The organism is Synechococcus sp. 60AY4M2 (genome assembly GCF_002760375.1).
Lineage (GTDB): Bacteria > Cyanobacteriota > Cyanobacteriia > Thermostichales > Thermostichaceae > Thermostichus.
Genome location: NZ_AUMZ01000001.1, coordinates 724,758 through 747,921 on the forward strand (window position 1 = coordinate 724,758; position 23,164 = coordinate 747,921).

General features: G+C 57.9%; 19 protein-coding genes. 7 read left to right on the top strand and 12 right to left on the bottom strand.

Going from position 1 to position 23,164, the window contains the following annotated elements:
- Positions 1 to 685 precede the first annotated feature (685 nt).
- Complete coding sequence (locus tag SYN60AY4M2_RS03145) at positions 686 to 1,237, bottom strand: prepilin-type N-terminal cleavage/methylation domain-containing protein (protein ID WP_099812260.1); 552 nt, start codon at positions 1,235 to 1,237, stop codon at positions 686 to 688.
- Between the two features lie 203 nt (positions 1,238 to 1,440).
- On the opposite strand from SYN60AY4M2_RS03145, the gene SYN60AY4M2_RS03150 reads away from it, so the two are divergent.
- A complete protein-coding gene (locus SYN60AY4M2_RS03150) occupies positions 1,441 to 4,365 on the top strand; it encodes a methyltransferase domain-containing protein (RefSeq protein WP_240527697.1) in 2,925 nt (974 codons plus the stop codon).
- A gap of 81 nt (positions 4,366 to 4,446) precedes the next feature.
- Here the strand turns inward: SYN60AY4M2_RS03150 and SYN60AY4M2_RS03155 are convergent, their stop codons facing one another.
- A complete protein-coding gene (locus SYN60AY4M2_RS03155; protein WP_099812261.1) occupies positions 4,447 to 4,965 on the bottom strand; it encodes a phosphoribosyltransferase domain-containing protein in 519 nt (172 codons plus the stop codon).
- A 65-nt stretch (positions 4,966 to 5,030) separates the two neighbouring features.
- Complete coding sequence (locus tag SYN60AY4M2_RS03160) at positions 5,031 to 5,951, bottom strand: branched-chain amino acid transaminase (protein ID WP_099812262.1); 921 nt, start codon at positions 5,949 to 5,951, stop codon at positions 5,031 to 5,033.
- Between the two features lie 202 nt (positions 5,952 to 6,153).
- On the opposite strand from SYN60AY4M2_RS03160, the gene SYN60AY4M2_RS03165 reads away from it, so the two are divergent.
- Positions 6,154 to 6,573, top strand: a complete 420-nt coding sequence (locus tag SYN60AY4M2_RS03165; RefSeq protein ID WP_240527698.1) for a PepSY domain-containing protein — start codon at positions 6,154 to 6,156, stop codon at positions 6,571 to 6,573.
- A gap of 202 nt (positions 6,574 to 6,775) precedes the next feature.
- Positions 6,776 to 8,209 (top strand): hemolysin family protein, encoded by a 1,434-nt coding sequence (locus SYN60AY4M2_RS03170; protein ID WP_099813214.1) that lies wholly within the window; start codon positions 6,776 to 6,778, stop codon positions 8,207 to 8,209.
- A 4-nt stretch (positions 8,210 to 8,213) separates the two neighbouring features.
- Here the strand turns inward: SYN60AY4M2_RS03170 and SYN60AY4M2_RS03175 are convergent, their stop codons facing one another.
- Entirely contained in the window at positions 8,214 to 9,749 is a 1,536-nt protein-coding gene (locus SYN60AY4M2_RS03175; protein WP_099813215.1) for an aminotransferase class I/II-fold pyridoxal phosphate-dependent enzyme, read from the bottom strand.
- 122 nt (positions 9,750 to 9,871) lie between these two features.
- Here SYN60AY4M2_RS03175 and SYN60AY4M2_RS03180 point away from each other — a divergent pair, with 122 nt between their 5' ends.
- Complete coding sequence (locus SYN60AY4M2_RS03180; RefSeq protein WP_099812264.1) at positions 9,872 to 10,438, top strand: DUF2854 domain-containing protein; 567 nt, start codon at positions 9,872 to 9,874, stop codon at positions 10,436 to 10,438.
- Between the two features lie 193 nt (positions 10,439 to 10,631).
- Here SYN60AY4M2_RS03180 and SYN60AY4M2_RS03185 read toward each other — a convergent pair whose 3' ends face one another.
- From SYN60AY4M2_RS03185 to pilM, 4 genes are all read right to left on the bottom strand, one after another.
- On the bottom strand, positions 10,632 to 12,713 hold the full coding sequence (locus tag SYN60AY4M2_RS03185) for an AMIN domain-containing protein (protein ID WP_240527699.1): 2,082 nt from the start codon (positions 12,711 to 12,713) through the stop codon (positions 10,632 to 10,634).
- Between the two features lie 320 nt (positions 12,714 to 13,033).
- Complete coding sequence (locus tag SYN60AY4M2_RS03190) at positions 13,034 to 13,756, bottom strand: hypothetical protein (RefSeq protein ID WP_011429877.1); 723 nt, start codon at positions 13,754 to 13,756, stop codon at positions 13,034 to 13,036.
- A complete protein-coding gene (locus SYN60AY4M2_RS03195) occupies positions 13,756 to 14,460 on the bottom strand; it encodes a PilN domain-containing protein (RefSeq protein ID WP_011429876.1) in 705 nt (234 codons plus the stop codon). The genes SYN60AY4M2_RS03190 and SYN60AY4M2_RS03195 overlap by 1 nt, the downstream gene beginning before the upstream one ends.
- 63 nt (positions 14,461 to 14,523) lie before the next feature.
- Complete coding sequence (pilM, locus tag SYN60AY4M2_RS03200; protein ID WP_240527700.1) at positions 14,524 to 15,606, bottom strand: type IV pilus assembly protein PilM; 1,083 nt, start codon at positions 15,604 to 15,606, stop codon at positions 14,524 to 14,526.
- Between the two features lie 247 nt (positions 15,607 to 15,853).
- Here pilM and SYN60AY4M2_RS03205 point away from each other — a divergent pair, with 247 nt between their 5' ends.
- Positions 15,854 to 17,011: an iron-containing alcohol dehydrogenase family protein gene (locus SYN60AY4M2_RS03205; protein WP_240527701.1), complete on the top strand. Its 1,158-nt coding sequence runs from the start codon at positions 15,854 to 15,856 to the stop codon at positions 17,009 to 17,011.
- Positions 17,012 to 17,031: 20 nt separating this feature from the next.
- Here SYN60AY4M2_RS03205 and SYN60AY4M2_RS03210 read toward each other — a convergent pair whose 3' ends face one another.
- The 3 genes from SYN60AY4M2_RS03210 to SYN60AY4M2_RS03220 form a co-directional block, all read right to left on the bottom strand.
- A complete protein-coding gene (locus tag SYN60AY4M2_RS03210) occupies positions 17,032 to 17,970 on the bottom strand; it encodes a DMT family transporter (protein WP_240527702.1) in 939 nt (312 codons plus the stop codon).
- A 249-nt stretch (positions 17,971 to 18,219) separates the two neighbouring features.
- The gene (locus SYN60AY4M2_RS03215; protein ID WP_011429872.1) at positions 18,220 to 19,338 is read right to left on the bottom strand and encodes a glycosyltransferase family 9 protein; all 1,119 of its coding nucleotides are present in this window, start codon (positions 19,336 to 19,338) and stop codon (positions 18,220 to 18,222) included.
- 127 nt (positions 19,339 to 19,465) lie between these two features.
- On the bottom strand, positions 19,466 to 20,239 hold the full coding sequence (locus tag SYN60AY4M2_RS03220; RefSeq protein ID WP_240527703.1) for a hypothetical protein: 774 nt from the start codon (positions 20,237 to 20,239) through the stop codon (positions 19,466 to 19,468).
- 34 nt (positions 20,240 to 20,273) lie between these two features.
- Here SYN60AY4M2_RS03220 and SYN60AY4M2_RS14330 point away from each other — a divergent pair, with 34 nt between their 5' ends.
- On the top strand, positions 20,274 to 20,513 hold the full coding sequence (locus SYN60AY4M2_RS14330; protein ID WP_240527704.1) for a hypothetical protein: 240 nt from the start codon (positions 20,274 to 20,276) through the stop codon (positions 20,511 to 20,513).
- Positions 20,514 to 20,716: 203 nt separating this feature from the next.
- The gene (locus tag SYN60AY4M2_RS03225) at positions 20,717 to 22,000 is read left to right on the top strand and encodes a DUF4912 domain-containing protein (RefSeq protein ID WP_099812268.1); all 1,284 of its coding nucleotides are present in this window, start codon (positions 20,717 to 20,719) and stop codon (positions 21,998 to 22,000) included.
- Between the two features lie 102 nt (positions 22,001 to 22,102).
- Here the strand turns inward: SYN60AY4M2_RS03225 and SYN60AY4M2_RS03230 are convergent, their stop codons facing one another.
- On the bottom strand, positions 22,103 to 23,134 hold the full coding sequence (locus SYN60AY4M2_RS03230; protein WP_099812269.1) for an anthranilate phosphoribosyltransferase family protein: 1,032 nt from the start codon (positions 23,132 to 23,134) through the stop codon (positions 22,103 to 22,105).
- Between the last annotated feature and the right edge of the window lie 30 nt (positions 23,135 to 23,164).

Genomic DNA, 23,164 nt, shown 5'->3' on the forward strand with positions numbered 1-23,164 from the left:
TATAGCATGGAGCAGATAGTGAAGACTTCTTTACTACTGATCAATCCATCCTCCTTCCGAAGTTGGTTTGCTAAGTGCTGCTATTGTACCCCTTGAGCCCTTAACAGGCTGTACTTCCGCGAGGTCACTTTATTTAAGAGAAACCCTGCTATTTTGGATCCCGGATTCTATACCCAGTTTCAGAAGATCTCTAGTAAGAGTCAATACTTTTTGGCTTACCAGAATGGAAAGTCAGCAGCTCGGATCTATCCCTCTCTTCTGCCTAACAGCGTACATAGCTTTGATATTCCAGGGGATCATACTCTAGTAACGTCGTCTCCCTCTATTTTGCACTACTTGAACTGCGGATTCCAGAACTACTATAAAAAATACGCCCAACTGGGAAACTTTCCCGACTACTGGTGGCGCTCAAAGTCAAATCCCATTCGAGTTCCCTTTCACTTGGCCTCAAGGGATGCCTACTGCTCAGGAGATATCAATCAAATGGTGGCTCTTTACCAAAAGTTCATACTCTACAGCAACTCCATGATTAACCAGAGCTTGATAGAAGAGGGTATCCTCACCCGCATCTGCCATCCTTCCCAGTTACTAGCGACTGTACTTACCCCGTGAGAATCTCAGGTTGCCCCAAAGCACTAAAAAAGCTCCCCGAAGGGAGCCAAACAAACAGTGGAACCAGCAGAAATTAGTCAAACACGTTACAGCTCTTGCCTACGAAGGTGGAGAGAGTGGCTACGGACTTCTCTTTGGATCCCAGGCCAATGGTGCATTCAATTTGGCTGCCGGAAGCGGTAAGGTAGCGGCTTGCACCTGTGACAGCAGTGGTGTCCCAGCGCATCCCTTGAGGTGAAGTACTAACAACCTCACTGGCCACTGGCGTCTGGTAGTTGGGAGCGCTCCACGGGTCGTTCATGAATTTATCACCCCTGGCGCCGCAGGAATCAGCCCCACTAGTGGTAGGACATCCGAACTCAATTCTGGTGTAGCTGTCCGGGTACACGCCAACATCTAGGCGATAGACTTCAGAACCACGACCCACTGCCGTGAGAGCTGCTTGAGCTTCAGCAGTGCGGGAGCGGCGCACCTGGTTCAGGAACTGCGGGATCGCCACCGCAGACAGCACACCCACAATTACAATCACCACCAACAGCTCAATCAGGGTGAAGCCCTTAGACGCAGAGAGGATATGCTGAGCCAGCTTGGCCCGCAACAGAGACTGACGAGACTTCGCGCTCATGATACTCGATCCTTTGACAACTTAGAGAGTTAACCGTGCAGGTTACCTGCCGCTATTAACTTACCCCGCTGGCGGGCAGTTCATAACAGTCCCCTCCCACGGAGTGCGATTGCGGATCTCTGCTAGGGGCAGCTCAAAAACCGGTGGTCTAGCTGAGCTGGCTGCAGCGGGGCAAACTAGGACTAGTGATCTCCTTCCCACCCATGAACCCTACGCTGCAAGCCCGGATTCTGGAAGCTAGGCAACTGCTTCAGCAGGCTCCCAATGCCTTTGCAGAGTGGCTGGTGGCTTTCTACCGAGAGCAAGACGCAAAGGGTTGGCGGGAGTTTTTGCGGGGCTTCTGTGACCTCCCCTCATCTTCATTGGCTGATGAGTCGGCTTCTCCCTCTGAGCCAGAGGCAATCACCCTATCGGCGCTGGAGCAGGCCTTGGTTGCCAACCGGCTGAACCTTGCCTACCAGCTCTACACGCCACTGGTGAGAGCAGGGATCCTGTCCCAGGAGAAAGTCCTGGATTTGTTGCTATCCCTTGCTGCTCGTCTGGAAACCAGTCCCACACAGGAGCCACAGCAGCGTCTCCAGGTTTGTCTGAAGCTGCGGGAGATGGCCTTTGAGCTGGATCCAAGCCGGCGGGACAATGCCCAAGTTTTGCTGATGCGGGCTCTGCAGGCCCAGGACGAGCTGGCAGTGAGCTTCTATGGACAAGCCTTACTGGATAGCCTAGGAGGCGAAGAGAGCCTAGACATTACTCAAGAGCCACTCCTTACTGAATTGCTCGCGCGGCTATGGGATGACGGCTACCTGGATTTGTTTTTCGAGGTAGCCACAGCTTTACAAGCCCTTCTTCTGGAGGAACAAAAATCTGGATTTGCTGCTTTCCTAGCCCAGCTAGCCAATGCGGTGGATCCCGAGCAGGCGAAACGCTATGAAGGTTTGTGGACGATAGAGGACTTAATTGGTGACTTTTTTCAGAGGGCAGCTCGCGCCTTCTTCCAGAACTCCACTAGCGACGGATATTCCATCCTGGGAGAAGCTCTTCTTGCAGCCGCGGAGAGCTCACAGGCGCAAGAGAGCTTTGCTCTCCGCTTATCCCTTCTCTCAGAATCCATGGAAAAGCTGATTCATGCTGCCCAGCCAGAACGAGTAAACTTTGTTATCCAGGAAATTATAAGCTTAATTTCTTCAAGGAAAGTTGACCTAGAGTCCCTGAAAGTCAATGATGAGAACTTATATGAGTGTCTAACAATTGCCAAAGCCATTCTATTCCGAGTTTGCTTTTGCTGGAGCTATCTAACGGATGATCGCTCTTTGATCCGACGTTACCAGCAAATTGGTGGTAGGATCTTCAACGATTGCCTGAGCCTAATGGCGTCTCAGAGAGATTTTCTTTGGTCAGAGTGTTGGCAAAAGAACCAGCAGAATTACTGCGGATCTGGTAGAGCTAACCGCAAGCTCAGGGTAGGCTTTCTGGGTAGCTGCTTCCAGCGACACTCGGTTGGCTTCCTCAGCGAGGCTACTCTAAGAAATCTACCCCGCTCTTTGGTAGACGTGATTTATTACTACTACCAAGGCTGGAAAAGCGAAGAGATGGCTAGCCGTGACAACATGTATCAAAAGTTTCGCTCTCATGAAAATCTTCATTTTCGCTTTTTCCCCGAAGGAACTAAGCCAGCTCAAGTGGCTGCTCAAGCTCGTGAGGATCGTATTGATATTATGATCTTTATGGACTCGATTACCAGCCATGACGCCAATATTGTAGCAGCCTTGCGGTCTGCTCCCATCCAAACCGGTTGGCTTGGCGGAGACGCTGTCGGTTTGCCAGAATTTGACTACTTCTTTGCCGATCCCTATATCCTTCCTGAGGATGCCCAAGCCGACTACCATGAAAGAATTATTCGTTTGCCCAGCTACTGTGCCGTTGATCATCTGGACGTTGTTGCTGCCAATGAGGTAGACTTTAAAACCAGTCTGAGGATAGAACCGAAAAACGTTGTTTTTCTAACTGCGGCCAGCGCTTACAAGCGTACTCCTAAATGTATCGACGCTCACCTGCAAATCTTAAAGGCCGTTCCCAACGGAGTTTTGATTGTCAAAGGATCAGGAGAAATTGCTACGGTTATTAGACACTACCAGGAAAGAGCCAAAGAGCTGGGCGTTCTCGATCGCGTCCGATTTCTTGCTCAAGCCAGCAGTGTGGAAGAGCATCGTGGCCAACTAGCCTTAGTGGATCTCGTTCTGGACACCTTCCCCTACACAGGTGCAACCCACACCATGGAAGCTCTCTATATGGGTGTGCCAGTCCTTACCCTAGTGGGCAGGCATTACTATGGCCGAATGAGTTACAGCCTGCTGAAAAATGTTGGCCTCGAGGATTGCATCACCTGGTCGGTGGAGGAGTTTATTGAGCGTGGGATCCAGCTAGGCAATAATCCAGAACGCTTGGCTAAAGCTAAGCAAACTATTCGAGATTCATATCACAGATCAATAGTATGGGATCCAAAGCGGTTGGCTAAAGCCATGGAGAGAGTTTTCTTCGAGCTAGCTTATGAGCATCAACTTATTCAATCTATTCCTCCTCTAGAAGATTGCCAAGCTGAGCCCAAGCCTGCTGAGTCTATTCGTCTTCATATTGGAGGTAAGCAGCCTCATCCAGACTGGAAGATTCTAGATCGTCAGGTAGGAGACCATGTGGATTATGTTGGAAGCGCCATTGATCTCAGTCAATTTGAAGATAACTCTATAGAAGCCATCTACGCTCCCTATATTCTGCAGCGCTTTAACTACACACGTGAACTACCTACTGCTCTCAAAGAGTGGCACCGGGTTTTGCGCTTTGGGGGCCAGTTGATGATCAGTGTCCCAGATATGCCTACTCTCTGCCGTCTTTATCTGAAGGATGAAGTTTCTTTAGAGCAGAGGTTTCGCATTATGCGTATGATGTTTGGTGACCAAGTAGATGAGCAAAACTACTATAAAGTTGGCTTCTCGTGGGAATACTTATTTGCTTTACTTGCTCAGGTAGGTTTCAGGGTTATTCGAAAGGTGGACAGATTTGGGCTGTTCAATGATTGCAGCGATATGGTCTTTCTCGGGGAACCAGTTAGCCTAAATGTAGTTGCAACTAAGTAGGGGTGCAACTTCAGCAACCGGAATACGGTGTATTGAGCTGCTTGTCGATCTAAAAGCTTACTCAGGAGTTAGATTTGCAGTTTAACCCAAAGAGCGCAGGGACTCCATTAGCTGCTTGGGTGTCATCTGCTCGTAGGGTTCGAAGGGCTGGTGAATCCAAGGGTTATCGGGCAAATAGTCCACATAGTAATCCGGTTGATAGATGGAGGCTGCTTTGTACCAGAGTACACCGGTGCGGATTTCCTCGATGTAGAAGCCGTAGTGGTGTTTGAGCCAGTGGACGGCCCGCTTCAGGGTCATGCCGGAGTCGACTAAGTCGTCCACCAACAACACGTGGCTGCCCAGGTTGGCGGTGGTCATGGCCAAATCCCGCGAGAAAATTAGCTGCCCTCGCTGGCGATTGCCAGGGCCGGAGTAGGAAGAAGCGGCAAGAATTGCTAGAGGGAGATCGAATAGGCGGGCCAGAGTGTCGCCAATGCGCAGCCCCCCTTTGGCGATGCAGACAATTTGGTTAAACTCCCAGCCGCTTTCGTAAACCTTGACGGCCAGCTCTTCGATTTTGCGGTGGTAGTCGGCCCAGGTGATGGAAATCTCGTGCAAGGGATCCCTCTCTACCCATCTAGAGTGCTCAGTTTAATAATGACGCTTCTCCCCTCGACTAGGGACTAGCTTTCTTTCAGAGGGATCACCTTCACCCAATGGGCATAGACGGGATCCCGATTTTCGGTAATTGCCGTCAGCTTCTGCCGCAACTGCTCGGTGATGGGGCGGGAGGGGGGCAGGACGTACTGCTCGATCTGGCGAATGGGGGTGATCTTGGCAGCAGTGCCGGTTAAAAAGGCCTCGTCAGCAATCAATAGCTCCGATTTGTCAACGGGCCGTTCTTGGGTAGGGATCCCCAGATCACGGGCCAGGGTGAGGACGCTGTCGCGGGTGATCCCTTCTAGGATGTCCTGGTCGAAGCTGGGGGTAATCAGCACGCCGTTGCGCACGATGAAGATGTTCATGCCCGAGGCTTCGCTCACTTTGCCCTGGGAGCTGATTAAGATAGCTTCGTCGAAGCCAGACTGTACTGCCTCGGTCTTGGCCAGGGAGGAGGTAATGTAGGCACCAGTGATCTTGCCCCGCAGCGGTAGGCTGCGATCCTCCTGGCGGGCCCATGAGCTGATGCGGCAACTTACCCCTTCCGGCGAGAGGTAGTCTCCCAATTCCAACCCGTACACGAAGAAGTCTTTCTCGATGTTGTGCAGCCGCGGTGAGATGCCCAGGTCGGAGGTATACACCAAGGGGCGGATGTAGAAAGAGGTGGAAGGGCGGTTTTTCCGGATCAGCTCCACAATGACCTGCTCGATCTTCTCCGCAGGCAAATCGAAGCAGAGTAGGCGAGCACTTTGGCTTAGCCGTCGGCAGTGGCGATCCAGGCGAAACACCAGCACTTGATCCGGATTTTGCGGATCGGGGATCCCGCGCAGGCCGCCAAACGCTGCCGTCCCGTAGTGCAGAGCATGGGTGGCAATGGAGATCTTCGCCTCGGCAAAGGGGACGATCTGGCCCTGAAAGTAGGCGTAGGGCAGAAAATCGGGCATGGTCGGCACCTACTGCGGTGGGAAAAGATGTAAGAGTAGGAATATTATCACCGATGGAGGCAGCGCCGGCAGCACTCGGGAAGATATATGCACCGCAGGGTTTTTTAGCCAGTCCATTTCTGCGAGGGCTGCGGCGGCAAATAGCTTCTAATCTACGAGGGGCTGACGAACTACACCCTATGACGCAAGGAGCCCACTCCCCTTGCGAAGGCAACAATGCTCTTTTTGGCAAGGCTTCTTTCACCCCGAGGGTGGTAGGGTAAGAATGTGGTTACTCAAACAGTTGGAAATGAAGCTTTCAAAACCTTCTGTTGCTTCCTTGCTTTTGCTGGGCGTTTTGCCCCTCAGCAGCCCGATGCTAGGGGTAGGCGAAAGCACAGAGGCAGCTTTTGCTCAATCTCCTGCTCCAGCCGTCCGCATTGAAGAAGCGATTCAGATTGCTCGATCTGCTGTTCCCAATGCTGTGATCAAAGAAGTTGAGTTGGAGCGCGAAGATGGGCGCTTAGTTTGGGAAGTAAAATTCACCAACGATGTTGAAGTCAAGATCGACGCCACTAGCGGCGATGTTGTCGATATCGATGACTGCACGAACTGGGGTAAGCGTTGCCGGAAAAAGCGGTAGTTGCCACTGCTTGATGAATGCTTGATGAAAAAGTAGCAATCTTGAGAACTGCAAAAGCTGGGGATCCCGTTCATTTGGGCAGGGGGAAGGTGTTCGCATAATAGCCGCCCGATGGCTGAGGCCAGTTTAACTGCTGGCCAGGGGCAGGTGGTCGAGTCGGTCTGGGCTAAAATGCTCTCTATCCGTCTTGCTGCTCCCCCTGATGGACGACCCTCCTTTAGCCTCGGCCCCCAGCCCTGAGTTCTCTTGGGGAGAGGCGTCTCTCAGTCTCCTCTGGGTTATCGCCCTTCTCCTCATCAACGCTTTTTTTGTGGCGGTGGAGTTTTCCTTGGTGTCGGCGCGGCGCTCCCGCATGGTGCAGCTGGCCAGCGAAGGGAACCGCCAGGCGGGGATTGTGCAAAAGGCCCAGGAACAGTTGGAGTATGCCCTCTCCACCGCCCAATTGGGCATCACCCTAGCCAGCGTCCTGTTGGGCTGGATCGGGGCCACCCAGGTTGCGCCGACGCTGTTTTTGGCCTTGAGGCAGTTGGCTTGGCTTCAGAATGTGGATCCCGCCCTTATCCGGGGAGTGGCAGTGGTGGTGGTGTTTTCGCTGCTCACCTATTTCCAAATTGTGGTGGGAGAGCTGATCCCGAAAACTCTGGCCATTCTCTACTCGGAGCCGATTGCGCTGCAACTGGCCTGGCTTAACCGCTTGGTGAGCCGCTTTTTGCACCCTTTCGTGGAGCTGCTCCGGTTCTCCTCCCGCTGCTTGTTGCAGCTTTTTGGCGTCCGCATCCCGGAGGCCACTTCTTTTTACAGCACGATGACGGTGGAGGAGCTACAACTGCTGATTGCCTCGTCGGTGGAGTCGGGCAACATCGAGGCGGAGGAGCGGGAGCTGTTGAGCAACATCTTTGAGTTTGGCGAGACAGTGGCCAGCGAGGCGATGATCCCGCGCACCAGCATCGACGCCGTGCCCGAAACCGCCACAGTCCAGGAGGTGCTGGCGGAGGTGGCCGAATCAGGGCATTCCCGCTACCCGGTCTACGGCGAGTCTTTGGACGACATCCGGGGGCTGATTCACGTCAAGGAGCTCATTGGCGAGCTGGCCAAGGGATCCCTGGATTTGCATAGCCCTATCACCCCCTTTATCCGCGAGGCCCACTTTGAGCCGGAGAACAAGCCGATTGCCGAACTGTTGCCGGAGATGCGGCAGCACCACTGGCCGATGGTGGTGGTGGTGGATGAGTTCGGTGGCACGGCGGGCCTGATCACCATCCAAGACCTGGTGGAGGAGATCGTCGGCAAGCTCTCCGATGGCCCAGATCCCAAGGCGAAGGAGCCGGATATTCAGGAGCTGGACGAAAATACCCTCCTCATCCAGGCCCAGTTGGACATTGAAGAGGTCAACGAGCGCTGCCACCTCAACTTGCCCCTCCACGAGGACTACCAGACCCTGGGGGGCTTTTTGATCTACCACCTGCAGAAGATCCCGCGCGTGGGGGAAAAGTTTACCTACCAAGACATGGAGTTCCAGGTGGCGCGCATGGAAGGGCCGCGGGTGGATCGGGTGAAGGTCGTCCGCCACCGCCGCAGCTCTCCCAACCCCCTGCCTTCCCTGCCCCCTGCTCAGACGGCGCAGCCGGGCACTTGAGGAGCTAGGTTTTGACGACCTTGAGGGTCTGCAGCCGCACATCTTCGGGGCCGTTGATGAAGCCGCCCGCCTCGTGCACCAGCAGCAGATAGTCCACTGCCTCTTGGGTCACCTCTTCGCCAGGCACCAAAATGGGGATCCCAGGCGGGTAGGGGGAAATGATTTCGGCACAGATGCGGCCCACAGCTTCTTGAAAAGGGATCCGCTCGATGGGGGCAAAAAAGGCCTGCCGCGGCGAGAGCCGTTGGGGCGGGAGGGGGGGGCGTTTCAATTCGGCCAGGCGCCGCAGTTTCTCGGCCATTGCCAGGGAAGGCGGGGATCCCTGGGCATACTTCGACAAAGCCGCAAAGCTCTCCACCAGCCGGTCGATATCCCGCTGGGTGTTGCCGAGGCTAACAATAAAGACCACGTTGTGCAGGGTGGACATCTCCGGCTGCACGTGGAAGTGATCGTTGACCCAGTCATGGGCGTCGAAGCCAAAAAGGCCCAGCCCCGACACCGTCACGGTCAAGCGGGTGCGATCCAAATCGAAAAAGCCGGGAGTGGAGCCAATGCGTTCCGGGCCAAAACAGAAGATCCCGGAAATACGGTTGAGGCGGGCGCGGGCCTGATCCGCCAAAGCCAGGGCTTGGCCCAGGAGAACTTCCCCTTCCAGGGCCATCTGCCGCCGCGCCACGTCCAGCGACATCATGAGCACGTAGTTAGGGCTGGTGGACTGCAGCAGCTGCAGGATGTTGCGGACTCGGTTGGGATCGACTCGGGATCCCTTGAGGTGCAGCATCGAGGCCTGGGTCATGCCGGAGATCACCTTGTGGGTGGACTGCACCACCAGATCGGCGCCGGCTTCCAAGGCCGAAATGGGCAATTGCGGATGAAACCCAAAGTGGGGCCCGTGGGCCTCATCCACCAGCAGCGGCAGGCCGTGGGCGTGGGCAATGGCCGCCAGGGCTTCTAGGTCGCAGCAAACCCCGTAGTAGGTGGGGTTGACCGCCAACACACCTTTGGCGTCGGGGTGCTCGGCCAGGGCCTGCTCCAGACCGGCAGGAGTGATGCCGTGGGCAATGCCCAGCTCCGAGTCAAAATCCGGCTCAATGTAGACGGGCACGGCCCCAGAGAGGATCACGCCGGCAATGGCCGACTTGTGACAGTTGCGCGGCAGCAGAATCTTGTCCCCTGGGTCGCACACCGCCATCACCAGCGTTTCCACGCCGCAGGTGGAACCGTTGACCAAAAACCAACTGCGATCCGCTCCATAAGCTGCTGCAGCCAGCTCCTGGGCCTCTCGGATCACGCCATCGGGGTCGTGGAGGTTGTCCACCTCTGGCAGCTCGGTCAGATCTGCCCGGAAGACGTTCTCTCCCAAAAAGGTCCGCAAGTCGGCAGGGATCCCGCGCCCCTGTTTGTGGCCTGGCGTATGAAAAGGAGCTTTGTCCAAGCTGCAATAGTGGCGGATGGCCTCAAAAAGAGGTGCTCGCTCTTGGGCTTTGCGATCCAGCGAGCGCAAGCAACGAGAGGTTTTGGACAGATTGGACAGAACCACAGACCACTCCTCAACACACCAGGTGGGCATTTTGTGATTATCCATCCCAATGGAGGCTAAGTCCACCGCTGGCGCTTTTCCTGCTAGCCTGGGTTTTCAGGTGGCCTTTCTTCCTCTCCTGTATGTTTGAAAAACTGCCCTTCCCCCTGAGCACTCTCGTGTTGCTGGCCGGCGTTGCCGCCACGGCTTGGGGCTTTGCCCACTACAACGATCCCACCCTCAATCTCATCGGCCTGTTTGCCGGGATCCCCTTGCTGTTGGGAGGGATAACCATGAAGGTAGTGGAACTCAAGCCGGTACCTGCCCTGGCCGCCCCTTCTCTCGAGGTGATCCAAGCCCGCGCCCAGCAGGCCACGGAAATTCAAAAGCAAGTCCGCGCCGATATCACCAAATATAGCTACGGGGCTAATGCCCACCTGGAAGATGCCCTGGAGTTTCTGGGTCTGCGCGGCCCTCTGGAAGCAGATCTGCCCAAGGTGAGAGGGTACAGAGAAGAGCTGCGAGATGGCCGGTATACCTTGGTGCTTCTGTTCGATTCCCCCAAGGTTCCCTTCCAACAATGGCAGGAAAGCTACCAGAAAAAAATGCAAGGCTTCTTTGGCCGAGATGTGGAGGTGCAACTGGGGCAGCCCCAAGAAAATCAGGTGGAATTGGCGCTTGTTGCCCGAGGTGGATCCCAGGCCACTTGAAGAAGCCATTAGCTGCTGAATGCAACTCAACGGATCCCGAAGCTAATGCAGCCAGTAACTCAGGACTGTCGAGAGTTAACTCATGAGGGGTGTGGGGAGCTATGGGTCCTGCGCTGTGCCTGTAGTATCAGTGTTGGGAGGATATCACGAAACTTGGCAGTTCGGCATAACCCTATTTTACGGATTGGGAATTTTACGGATTGGGAGGAAGACCAAAAGCAACATTATCATCCATAATGTAGGGCGTTAGCATGAAGACCACCTCATTGCGCTCGTTATTCACACTCTGAGATCGGAACAAAGCACCCAAAAGAGGCAAGTCGCCTAGGAAAGGCACTTTTTGAACGTCAACAGTGTCTCTGTCTTGAATGAGGCCAGCAATAATAAAGGTTTGCCCATCTCTTAACCTGAGCTGAGATGCTTCCAGCCGCCTTCTGTCGATGTTAAAAAGTTGAATGCCTGCAAAGTCTCCGCCTTCCAATACTTGAATGGGTACAGGAATAGAAATTTCCGGCTGAATGGTCAGGGTAACAAACCCATTGTCATCTATCCTAACTTCTGAGACGTCAAGGATAACCCCAGCATCCTCTCGCTGCAAACGCTGAGTAACAACTGGAGGCTGGTTTTCGCCCTGGGGTATGGTGATGGTTTCAACGTTAACAGGCACGCTGGTTGCAATGCTAATTCGACTGGATCCGCCATCTGCCACCACAACTTTGGGGTCAGTTAGAATTTTTCCAGTTCCATTTTGTATTGCAGACTGCACTCTTAGAGCCAAAGACTGCTGCAGCCGGTTGAGAGTGTTAAATATTCCCGTGATGGATCCTGATGGGCCTGCAGGGCCGATAGAGCTTACCGAGGATCCCGCAGGTTGATTGAGCGGTTGACCACCAAAATTGGCGTCTCCCAAGGTTCCAAGGGCAAAGTTGCCAGATGCCCCTCCCAAGTTAACTGATAAGCTTTCGTTTTTGTTCAAGCGAATATCAACTGCTCTCAGGGAAATCAAAACCTGTCGCCGACGCACATCCAATTGGGCAATCTGAGCAGCCGCGATGTCCTGCTGCCGCGAGTTGCCGATCACCGTAATGGAGTTGGTGCGCTCGTCCACAACGAATTGGGCACCGGGAGCAACGGCGTTCAAAACTTCTTCCAGCCGACTGGCCAAATCGGTGGCGACTGCCTGATTCACGCGGTAATTGCGCACCAGGATCTCAGTCACCCCTGGCAGGTTTTGTCCAACAAATACGGTTTGGCCCCTTCGCTGGGCCTGCAACTGTTTTAGCCGCAAGATAAAGTTGAATGTCTCCTGTAAGGGCGAGTCTTGCACGTCCAGAGAGATGGTTAGATCGGGTGGGACGTCGTTGAGCACCACATTCAACCCTGCTCGCCGCACCAACAAGCTCAGCACATCGCCCACAGGAGCATCTTTCAAGGTCAAGCTAATCCTGGCATTGGATCCGAGATCCACTGTAGGTGGATCAGGCAGGATTGTGCCAACGGCAATATCGCCAGCAGGAGGAGCCACAGCTCTCCCCTGGAAGGGGGATCCAGTGGGCAAGCTTCCTGGCGGCAATTGCGGTTGGTTAAGCTGGCCCACGGAGGGCACCTGAGAAATGACCGGCCTAGGAGAAGCTGGCTGAGGAGTAGGAGCTGTCTGAGCTGGCGGGGAAGAGGGGGAGTTTTGGGCAAGAGGCTGAGGAGTAGCAGCTGCCACGCGGGGAGAAGGAGAGTTTTGAGCAGCCGGAGAAGAGGCAGGGGTTGCCGGTGGGGCACCAGGCTGAGCTCGAGTTGGCGAGGCTGGTTGATTGGGCACTACTTCTTGGCTGGGCGCTGCAGCTACAGGAGCTGGCAGGGCAGAGGGCAAGCCCTCAAACTCGAAGACCAACTGCGTTGGGCTACGCTGGGCCAGCAAGCCCTGGGGAGCTGCCGCAACGCCGGCAATTTCTATCCGCACGCTGTCATTGCCCATTTGCTTGGCCTCGATGAAGCGCACTCCCGGCAGGGGAGACTCCTGACGATAGCGACCTTGACCTCCATCCAGTTGGGCATTGGTGATATCCCCAATCCAAGATTGGCCCTGCTGGGTAAAGAACACCTGTGGACGGGCGCCCCCTGCGGTGTTGATCTCCAGCTTCATGCGGTTGCCGTGGGGCACCAGGCGGATATCGGTAATGCGGCTGAGGCTTTGTGGATTGGCGGAGGTCAACTGCTGGGCGGCGGCTTCATCGAGCTGGCTTTCCACAGCCAACAGGGGCAGTGAAAGGATCAAGCTCAATGCACATCCCCAGGCGACTCGACGGTTCATCATCCTCACACCTCACTCCGTTAGCCAAGCGTGTTTCTGCTTTACTTCAGCACGGGTTCACCCAGTGCTTCCCTAATCAAAGCCGAAATTTTCGGCTTTGCCACTACCTGCAGCCGCTTTAGGGGAAATTTTTCGATAGGCAACACTATCTGTGCTTTTCCCCAATGGTTCCCATTTCCCGCCCGTCCCCTCCAATCCCAGTAGCGAGTCTCTTCAGGTGGGATCCCGTGGGGAAGCGACACTCAAACGCAGTGTATAGATTGGCTACAGATTGGCCTTGCCAAGCCGGGCTACTGGCTGGGTGTTGGCTGTCCTCCCTCAGGAGGTGTTTGCCCTTCAGGTGCAGGAGCAGTGCCGAGAGGAACGCCTTTGTTGTAGTAGTAAGCAACCAGATCGAAAGCGGCGTCTAGGTTCTCTGTGCCTTGGCCAGGGTTGAGAGAGATGTTGCTCACCCGGAACAGAGCGCGAAAACGCTCGATGTCTCTCATGAGGTTGATGATGTCGGTGTAGGGACCCCGCAGGGTGACGCGGGTTGTCTGCAGTTGGATGGCTGGGGCGATGATGGCAGGCACTTCTGGGTTGTTCGAGGAAGCTGGCGTCAGAGGGGAAGGGCTGAAACTGAGCAACTGAGCATTGGGTTGTCCCCGCACCAGTCGGTTGAGATCGATCAGTTGCGTGTCGGCATTCTCGGGGGTGGCGAGCAAGGCGCTGATCTGTTGCTGCTGCACGCGAGCCCTCTCGATTTGGTTGGGCAGATCCTGTAAGCCGGCAATCTGGCCCTGTACCTCCTGCAACTGGCTGGTTTTTTGGGCTACCTCTCTTTCTAAGGCTTGCACCTCTCTAATCAGAGGACGGAGTTGGGTGAAGGCCAAAAAGCTCGCCGCGCCCAGGCCCAGGATCCCGATCAACAGGCCAATGCGAATAGGGGTCAGCTCGACCCCCAACAATACCGGCGGCCCTGCCGGAGGTGCCACCAGTTGTTCGTCGTGAAAACTTTCCACCGAGCCGGTCATCAGTTCCCCTCCACTTGACGCAAAATGCGGATCTTTTCCACCAAGCCTATCGCTCCCCGCTGCTCCAGCTCGCGGGTCAACTCCGGGTCGGGATCCCCTATGGTTCGAATAGTAACCGTTAGGCCGTAGGTGACGCTGGGTTCAGTTTCAGGGGTGCCCTCCACTCGAGAGGCACTGTTGAGAACGGCACTGGTTACGAAGTTGGAATCCAGCAGAGTGAGCAAAAAGTCGTTCACCAAGGGAAAATCCAGCGCCCCGCCTTGGATGTTCACAGTATCGCCAGAGGCGCTGATGTTGGTTATCCATACCCCTTGCCCAGGGATCCTGCGCCGCAGTTCTTCTAGAATGGCCGACCAGGGCTGGACGGATCCGAGAAAAGAGCGAAACCCTTCCGTCTGGGTGCGAATGGTTTGCAGTTCTTGGCTGAGGCCCTGGAGTCGGGTCAACTCGGCATTGGCTGTGCTGAGTTCACCGTCGAGGCGGGTTCGCTCTGCCCTCAGAGTATTCCGCTGACGGGAAAAGCTGTCTTGGAAATACAAGAAAGCCCCCATGGCCACAGCAGCCACGGCAACCCCCAGACCAATGGCCAAAGCCCAGCTCTCAGCTCCGGCGGCAGTTTCCGGGCCAGCCACCACTCCCCCTGTCTGAACTGTGGTGGGAACCTCCGGTCTTTCTTTCAGAAAGTTGATCTCTGGTGTGTACATCTCACCGCCTCGCTCATGGTTGGGTATTGCGCTTAGGGGATCCTCTTGGGCGGATCCCGAAGACTACTTGCTGGCTTCCCGCATGGCCAGCCCCAGGGCCACTCCCATCGCCGGTCGCTCCTCCAAGGGCACCTCGATTGAATCCGGTATCAGGATGCTGCCGAAGGGATCCGCTAACTCTACGGCCAGGCTCAGCGACTGCGACAAGAAACCATCCATTTGGCCAATAGCCGCCCCCGGCCCAGCCAACAATACCTTCACCACAGGGGAGTTACTCTCTGCGCTGGTAAAGAAATCAATGGAGCGCCTCAGCTCGTCCGCCAAATCGGAAACGACCCGCGCCACGGCTGCCACGCCCGGGTTACTGGGAACCGGTTGCTCTCCCGTGGCCAAAACATCGGCGGGGTTGATCAAGGGTAACCTTAGAGTTCGCAACAGGTCGCCGGTGCGGCTAACCGGCAAATTCAGGGCCTGGGCTAGCACCTGCCGCATGTGAATGGTGCCGATGTTGACGGTGCGGGTAAACTGCGGGATGCCGTTGACCAAGATGCTGATCTCGCTGCTGTCGTAGCCGATGGAGCTGAGCAACACCGCCTCTTGGGGGCTGTACTGGATGAGTTGGTCACGGATGGTGCGAATGAAGGAGAAGCTGGCCAGCTCCACACAGCGCGCCTTCAAGTTGGCCGCCTGCAGCACGGCCAGGTAATTGTCCACCACCTCTTTGGGGATGGCTGCTAGCAGCACCTCGATGCGCTCAATGCCATCCTGGGAAAGGTCTAGGCCCAGGGGCTGGTAGTCCACATCCGCCTGATCCCGGGGGTAGGGGATGTAGAGCTCCGCCTCCTGTTCTAGAACCACCCGCCGCAACTCATCGGCAGGCAGGTCAGCAGGCAGGCGAATGAGACGGACGATCGCCTCTCGCACCGGCACCGCGGTCGCCACTGGCAAGCTGGTGGGCACCTTGTATTCGTTTAGTAAGTTGGCCAATGTCAAGCCAACTGTGCTCGGATCAAGAATGCGCCCCTCGATCACTGCCCCCTCTGGCATTTCCACGCTGTGGTAGTGAACCAGACGATAGCGACCATTGCCCTGCTTCTTGACTTGGGCAACAGCAAGGCGCTCGGGATTGATATCTACCCCAAGCATGGTTTGAGTTTTGGAGCCACCAAGAAAGCCGAACACGCCCTGCCCTCTGCGCCACTGCTAGACGCATACTACCCAATTTGTCTGGGGGTTACCACCATTTGCAGTTGACTGCTGGCAAAGATTTGTGCTAGCTGACCCTCCCCTGCCAGGGATCCCAACCCGTTCCAAGCAAGCGAGGCTTGCCTGTAGCTACACCCTAGATGGGAAAGGCAGAACTTGCGGCTAGAATCGTAGTCTGTATCTATATATGGACACTGGGCTGACCCTATCGCCCCTCTTTGAAATGCTGAGAACTTGTGAATTCGACCTGGCCATTCCGGCCCCAGGCCGGCTATACCGCGGCAGCGGCATCCTCGAGGCTGTCCCCCTGACAGCTCTGGGATCCCGCGTGTTGGTGATCGGGGGGGAGCGCTCCCTGGCCGTGGCCGAGCTGCCCCTGAAGCGCAATCTGGGGCGGGATCCCGCCGTTCAGGTTTACTGGAGCACCTATGGTGTCGACTGCAGCGAGTCGGAGCTGGCTCGCCTACAGGCCCTGGCCACGGCAGAGTCCGTAACCGGCATTGTAGGGGTGGGGGGCGGCAAGGCCCTAGACACGGCCAAGTTGGTGGCCCATCGCTTGGGGATCCCGGTGGCGACGGTGCCCACCTCCGCCGCCACCTGTGCCGCCTGGAGCGCCCTGTCCAACATCTACTCTGACACAGGTGCCTTTCAGCGGGATGTGGCTTTGGATCGGGCACCTGCCGCTTTGATTCTGGACTATGAGCTCATCCTGCAGGCCCCGGCGCGCACCCTGGTGGCCGGGATTGGAGATGCCTTGGCCAAGTGGTACGAGTCTTCTGTCAGCAGCGGCGCCTCGGAAGATGCCCTGGTGATCGGAGCTGTGCAGCAGGCCCGCGTTTTGCGGGATTTGCTCTTGCAACAATCGGTGGCGGCCTTGAGGGAGCCGGGTGGCACGGCTTGGAAGCAGGTGGTGGATGCCTGCATTTGCCTGGCGGGGATCGTCGGCGGCATGGGAGGGGCCAAGTGTCGCACCGTGGCCGCCCACGCCGTTCACAACGGCCTAACCCATTTGCCGGGACACCGGGCCACCCTGCACGGGGAGAAAGTGGCCTTTGGCATTTTGGCCCAGCTCCGCCTAGAGGAGATCCTGCAGGGAAGCCAGTTGGCGCTGGCCGCCCGCACCCAGTTGCTGGCGTTCTACCGCCAGGTGGGGCTGCCCCTCAACTTGCGGGATCTCCACCTCGACCACCTGGGATCCGCCGAGCTGCTGCAAGCAGCCCAGGTGGCCTGCCAGCCAGGCTCCGATATCCACCACCTGCCCTTCCCCGTCAGCCCGGAAGCCCTGCTGGTGGCTCTTACCACCACCGACCTGACCAGCTCCAGCCCCGCCTTGCTGCGGCTTTAGGCCCGCCAGCCTCTGCCACCTTAAACTTTGCCGGTACGGGCCTGAGTTTTCCTCACCCGCCGCCGCGCCTCGCCGTAGGCCCCGGAGGTGGCGCCTGCCAAGATCAGGGCTCCGCCCAGCCAGGTCCACCCATCTGGGAGCTCGGCAAATGCCCAGAAACCGATTAGACTGGCCCAGAGCAAGCGGGAAAAATCCAGAGGCAGCAGCATCGTCACCTCAGCCAGCTTGTAGGCTTGGGTGAGGGCCACCTGGCCCAGGCTGCCCAACAGCCCCATCGCTGCCATCCACAGCCACTGCTCCGGCGAAGGCCAGGTCCAAACCCAAACAGCAGCCAAGAAGGAAAGGGGGGTCTGCAACAGGCCCATGTAGGCCGTGATCGTGAGGCTGGACTCGGTGCGGGCGAGGATCTTGAGCACAATGGTTACCCAGGCAAAGAGCGCTGCCGCCGCCAAGGCCAGCCCCGTTCCCAAAGAGAACTCCCGCAAGCCCGGCCTCAACACCACCAAAGCCCCGACAAACCCCAGGCCCAACCCCAGCCAGCGGGAGGGGCGCATCTGTTCGCCCAATACCCAGACCGCCATCATGCCGGCAAACAAAAGCTGGACAAAGCTCAGCGCCGTGGCCTCTGCCAAAGGCAAGAGGCTGGCCGCCCAGAAGGAAAGCAGCATCCCCACCGTGCTGATTGCCGAGCGCAGGAGGTAGAAGCTCATCTTGGCGGTGCGCAGCGAGTGGATCCCTGCTCGCAAAAGCAGCGGTACCAGGGCAAGAAACCCGAATAGGTTGCGCGAAAACACAATCTCAAAAGGGTGCAGGGCAGGCGTGTTGAGGCGGATGATCGCCCCCAGGCAGGCAAAGCAGAAGGTGGCCAGCAGCTTCAGGGCAACCCCTTGCCAAGCCCTCTTGTTTCTCCGCTCGGCAAGGTGATCCACCTGGTGGCGATACCCCGTCCCCAAAGTCACAGCTCACACCCAAATGGTTTAGGCACAGAGTTTTCAGCCTCGGGCTCTCAGCTTAACCAGGCTCCTAGGGATCCGGCTGCGCTTCTGGGCACTCCCTGCCGTCCACTGGCCCATCTGATCGGCGGGGCGGGGATCCCTGGGAGCTATGGCCATCTCAAATAGCCATGAACAAGTTGTTCCCTCGCTCCACAGCTCCCCTCTCCCAGAGGGAGAGGGGCTGGGGGTGAGGGGAGAGACGGGCTGGAAGGTCTAGGTCTTCTTCAGGATCTGTCGGAGGTAGGCAATCACTGTCTCTGGCTTGAGGTGGGCCATGCAGGGGTGGCCTTCCACCAGGCAGGCTTCGTTTTTGAACTTGTTTTCTGCGCAGATCCGGCATTTATAGGAAGTCTGGGTAACGTAAACATGGGGCAGGCGTGGAGCCCACAGCCGCACGGGGCTAGCTCCATCGCCATCGGCGTCGTTGCCAAACAGGGCAATGGTGGGGCAGCCCACGGCCGCCGCAATGTGCATCGGCCCCGCGTCCACGGAAATACAAACCCGCGCCCGCTTCAGGGCCCCGGCCAACTCGAGGAGGCCGGTCTTGCCCCGCAGGTCGATCATCCCCGTCTGGATCAGGAGTTGGTCTTCGCCGTCGCCGTGGTAGAGGGATCGCTGTAGCTCGGGGGCGCTGCCAATGAGCCCCACCTGCAAGCCCTGCCCCTGGCACCATTCGATCACCTGGCGCCAGTACTGCAAGGGCCACATCTTGGCACGGCGGGTGGTGGTGATGTGCACCAAGACTTCCGGTACTGCAAAGTCGGGATCCCGGCTGGGCAGCTCCAGGCGGAAAAAGTCGGTCTCTACGTAAGCCAGGCGGCAGAAGATCTCGGCGATGTAGTTGCTAGTGAGGATATCTTTGTAGCGCTGCAAAAACGCCAGGCTGTTCCAGTCGTCGTCCTGGAGCATGCGCTGCACCGGGTCGGAGCCGGGATCCAACTTGCGGCGAAAATCCAGGGTCAAGCCGGCCCCGGCAATGTACCGGGGTCGCAGGGCCGTCACCGCCACCAGGTTGAGCTCGCTGAACTCGTCGCAGTTGATGGCCAGATCGTAGGGCCCGGCCTGGGCCACCCGATCCCGCACTGCCGCCGTCAGGGCCTCGAGGTAATCGGGGCGGCGGCTGTAGAGGGGGAAGCTGAAGTCGATATAGGGACAGTGGAGCTCAAAGTCGCGGGTGGTCTCGCTGCCGAAAAAATCCAGGACACAGCCGGGGTATTTCTCCTTGAGGCCGCGCAAGAGGGGGACGGTGACCACGAAGTTGCCCACCTTGCTGGAAGAAAATACCGCTAGGTGGGGCCGTTCCCGCAGAGGCTGGTTGGCAAACCGTTGCATAAGGCTGGGATCCCCAGGAAGATATCAACCCCGCTGGAGGTGGTGCGGGTGGTGCAGACAGAGCACTTTTGCTAGGCTAGCATTCCTCTGTCCTGTGCTTTGATGGCCATGCTGGGATCCCTGGGCCTCAGGGGAGACTGGCTTGGCTGCCATCCCAGATGACCACCACGGCAAAGCGATCCAGAAAGCCGCTGCTGGCGTTCATCTGGCGCAGGTTGAAGGCGTCTTCGGCGGAGATCACCAGGTCGTAACCCAGCGTGCGCATGGCGCGAAGGCGGTGGGGCCGTTCTCCAATCCGGTTGACCAGCGAGCGGGCCTGCTCTTCCGAGGTGGTGTAGGCGGCGGTGCCCTCGCTGCCCACAAAGGCGGCGTTGAGGTCTTGGCCAAGGTTGATAGGCGGGTAAACTGGGTTGCCGTCGGGATCCAAAAGGCGCATCGACTGGCTGGGCAAAAAGTCCAGGCCCCGCGCATCGACAATTAACCCAGTTACCTGGGGCTCTCGCCGCCGGGATCCCGCCTCTAGGCCAGTTCCACCCCCTGGGCCCATCCCTGAGCCAGGGCTGGAGCCGCGCACCCCGCTCTGGCCGCTGCCGGGCCCGATCACGTCTCCCTGTCCAGAGCCAGAGCCGCCGCCGGGGCTGGTGCCCAACTGCCGCAACAAGTCCAGATCGAAAATCGGCCCTTCCGACCCTGCGTCCTCGACAGGAAACGCCGACTCTACGTTTTCTACCTGGTCGGGAGTGACCGGACGCCAAGGCGTTTCTTCCGGGAGGGGTTGTTTCTCAACCGCTGGGGCAGGGGATCCCCCCTGGAGGCGGTAGAGGGGAGGAAACAGGGTTTGCGCTTCAACAGCTTCCCCCGGCCAGACCAGAATCCCCAGCGCTGCCCAGATCGCTCGCATCCCTGCACCGTGAGTCCTATCTTTCCACCACCTCATGCCCACACCTCTTGGCCTGATAACCTGCGGCTCACCCTTCCCCCATGCTACCCAGGCAAAGCCGGTGCGGCAGGGGATCCCGCGCAGTCCTCTTTTGGACTGGAGAGCAGCGGCTGATGCTTGGCCGCCCATCCGCCGGCAAGGGCGGGCCGCAAGCCCATTTTGGGGATCCCTGACTCGAGATGGCGGGGAAAACGAGGCTTTGATCCCCAGCGATCCCCAAGCTCTTGACCAATAGGCAAAAATACGTGAACATAAGTTCATCATTCCTTTGATCCCCGTTGATCCCGACCTATGGTCATCAGCGGTTGGAAAACGCCAAGCAGGCTGTTACCCCAGTGGGCCAGGGGTTGCCCTTAGCCACAAGCTGGGATCGGCCTTTGGGTTAGCCAGTGGAGTGTGCGCACAAGCCCGATCTGTTGAGGACAGGAGACCCCGACCATGCCACAAGAGCGGATCCCGTTGGAAGAGATGACCATCCGGCAGTTGCGAGAAGAAGCTGCCCGCTACCAGATCCCCAAGTACAGCCGCATGACCAAGGATCAGCTCATCCAGGCTGTCCGGGAGGCCCAGGCCAAAGCTGGCCGCCCCGCCGATACAATGCCGGAGCCGAGCGGCCAAGAAGCGGTGACTGGCACCAAGTTTGTCGGCCCAGGGCGTAGCAATCCCGATCTGGTCGATGTGGACAAGCCGCTGGGGGATTTGCCGGATGGCTATGGCGAAAGCCGCATCGTTTTGCTGCCGCGGGATCCCCAGTGGGCCTACGCCTATTGGGATGTGCCCAACGAGGCCAAAGAAAGCAAGCGCCGCGAGGGAGGGCAGCAGTTGGCGCTGCGCCTCTACGACGTAACCGATATCGATTTCGAACGCCAGCCGGCCCACAGCATGCAGGAGTACCCCTGTGACGAGCTGGCCCGCGAGTGGTACTTGCCGATCCCGGTGAGCGACCGCTCCTATTTGGTGGAGATCGGCTACCGGACCGCAGATGGCCGCTGGCTGATGTTGGCCCGCTCGGCGGCGGTGATGGTGCCGCCGGTCTTCCCCTCCGACTGGTTTGAAGAGCACTTCCTGACGGTGCCCTTTGACATGCCCCTCCAGGGCCGCACCCTCTACCAGCTCACCGAGCCCTACAAGCGCAGCGCCACCGGCATGGGCGTGGTGGCCTACAAAGGCGACGAGCCGCAGCGGCAGAGGACGGCGGATCCCTTCCTGGAGATGGTGGGCGGCTTCGAGGCGATGCGGGTGGCGGGATCCCTGTTTGGCAGCCACCAGATGGGCAGCCGTCAACTGGTGCCCGAGCAGGCCATCAGCTCGTTTATTATCCCGTCGGGCGTGGGCATGATGGGAATGGCTATGGCCATGGCCGAAGTGCCTGCTGCTCCCTGGATGGCTTCCGGGTCGGGACTAGGGCTGTTCTCCGGCGCTTCCGAAGTCCTGCCGCGGCGCTCCCGCAAGTTCTGGCTGGTGGCCGATGCCGAGCTGATTGTCTATGGGGCCACGGAGCCCGATGCCACCGTCACCATCGGCGGGCGCAAGATCCAGCTCAACCCCGATGGCACCTTCCGCTTCCACATGGCTTTCCCGGATGGCAACATCGACTTCCCCATCTTTGCTGTGGCTGCCGACGGCGAGCAAAACCGGGAGATCCACATGACCTTCGACCGCCGCACCCTCTCCCGCCGCACCAACACCAAGGAGGAGGCCATCGAAGAGTTGTTGCCCTGAAGGATCCAACCTTTCCCTTCTTGCCCCCTGGAGCTGGCCGGGGGGCTTTCTTTCCTGGGCTGGAGAGCTTGACTCCAGCCATCAAAACAGGGGATCCCAGCCCTAGGAGAGGTCAATCACCTGGATCAGTTGTTTCAGCTTCTCCATCACCCGTCCAGAGCGAAGCAGGTCTTCCGCCTGTTGGATCCCTTCTGGCAAGGATGGGGCGTGGCCGAGGAGCCACAGATAGCTGCCCCCATTCCAGAGAACGGCTGGAGTGAGTTCACAGGGATCCCCGCTGAGCACCTGCTGCATCTGCCGGAGCAGCTCTTTCTCGCCGGAGAAGGGGATCTCCGGGCCTGCCAAGTGGCAATCTCTGGCCTTCAAGAGCAGCCGTTTCCCGCCCTGGTTGAGAATGGCCGCCCGTTCCCGCGGCAGGTCGCAACTGCCTTCCAGACCTTTGACGGTGGTAAATTGCCGGATCTCCCGCAGGGCAAACAGCTCCAGCATCGTGGCCTCGGTGGGCGGATGCACGTACCCGGCCACCAGGTGAAAGGGGCCTTGGTAGGGTGTCCAGACCAGCTCCAAGGTGGCCAAGGGGGGGCGCTTGCCGATTTGATCCCGGTAGTCCATCAGGGCCTGAGCCTGGGGAAAACAGGTGGGCAAATACAAAAATCCCAGCCCGGTTTGTTCCAGCAGTTGCCCCACCCGCTCCAGGGATAGCCCTCGCCAATCCACCCCCAAGCTCCGCCACACCGCTTCCAAGGGCAGCCCATACTTGGTGGGACAGAAGCCAGAGCCATGCAGCAAAACGGCTGACCCTGCCGCCGCCAGCAGCAAAGCCACCAGCACCCCCAGCGGCGCAGTCCGCGAGCGGCCATCGTAGGGATGGCCAAAGATGATCAAGGGATGGGGCAAATCCCGTTGGGGCAGAAGAGGGCCGTCTTCTGCGTAGGCATCCAACATACCGGCCAGCTCTTCGGCAGTGGGGCGCTTGATGCGGTGGGCAATTAAAAAAGCCCCGATCTGGGCGGGAGTGGCCTCCCCCCGCAGGAGCATTCGAGCAGCGCTGGCGGCCTCTGCCCGGCTGAGATCCTGGTGGGTGTGGGTGCCGCTGCCGATTTTTTTCAACAGCTCGCGAAACTCTTGGCTCATAGCATCGGCGGTCGGGAGCGCTGGGCTACC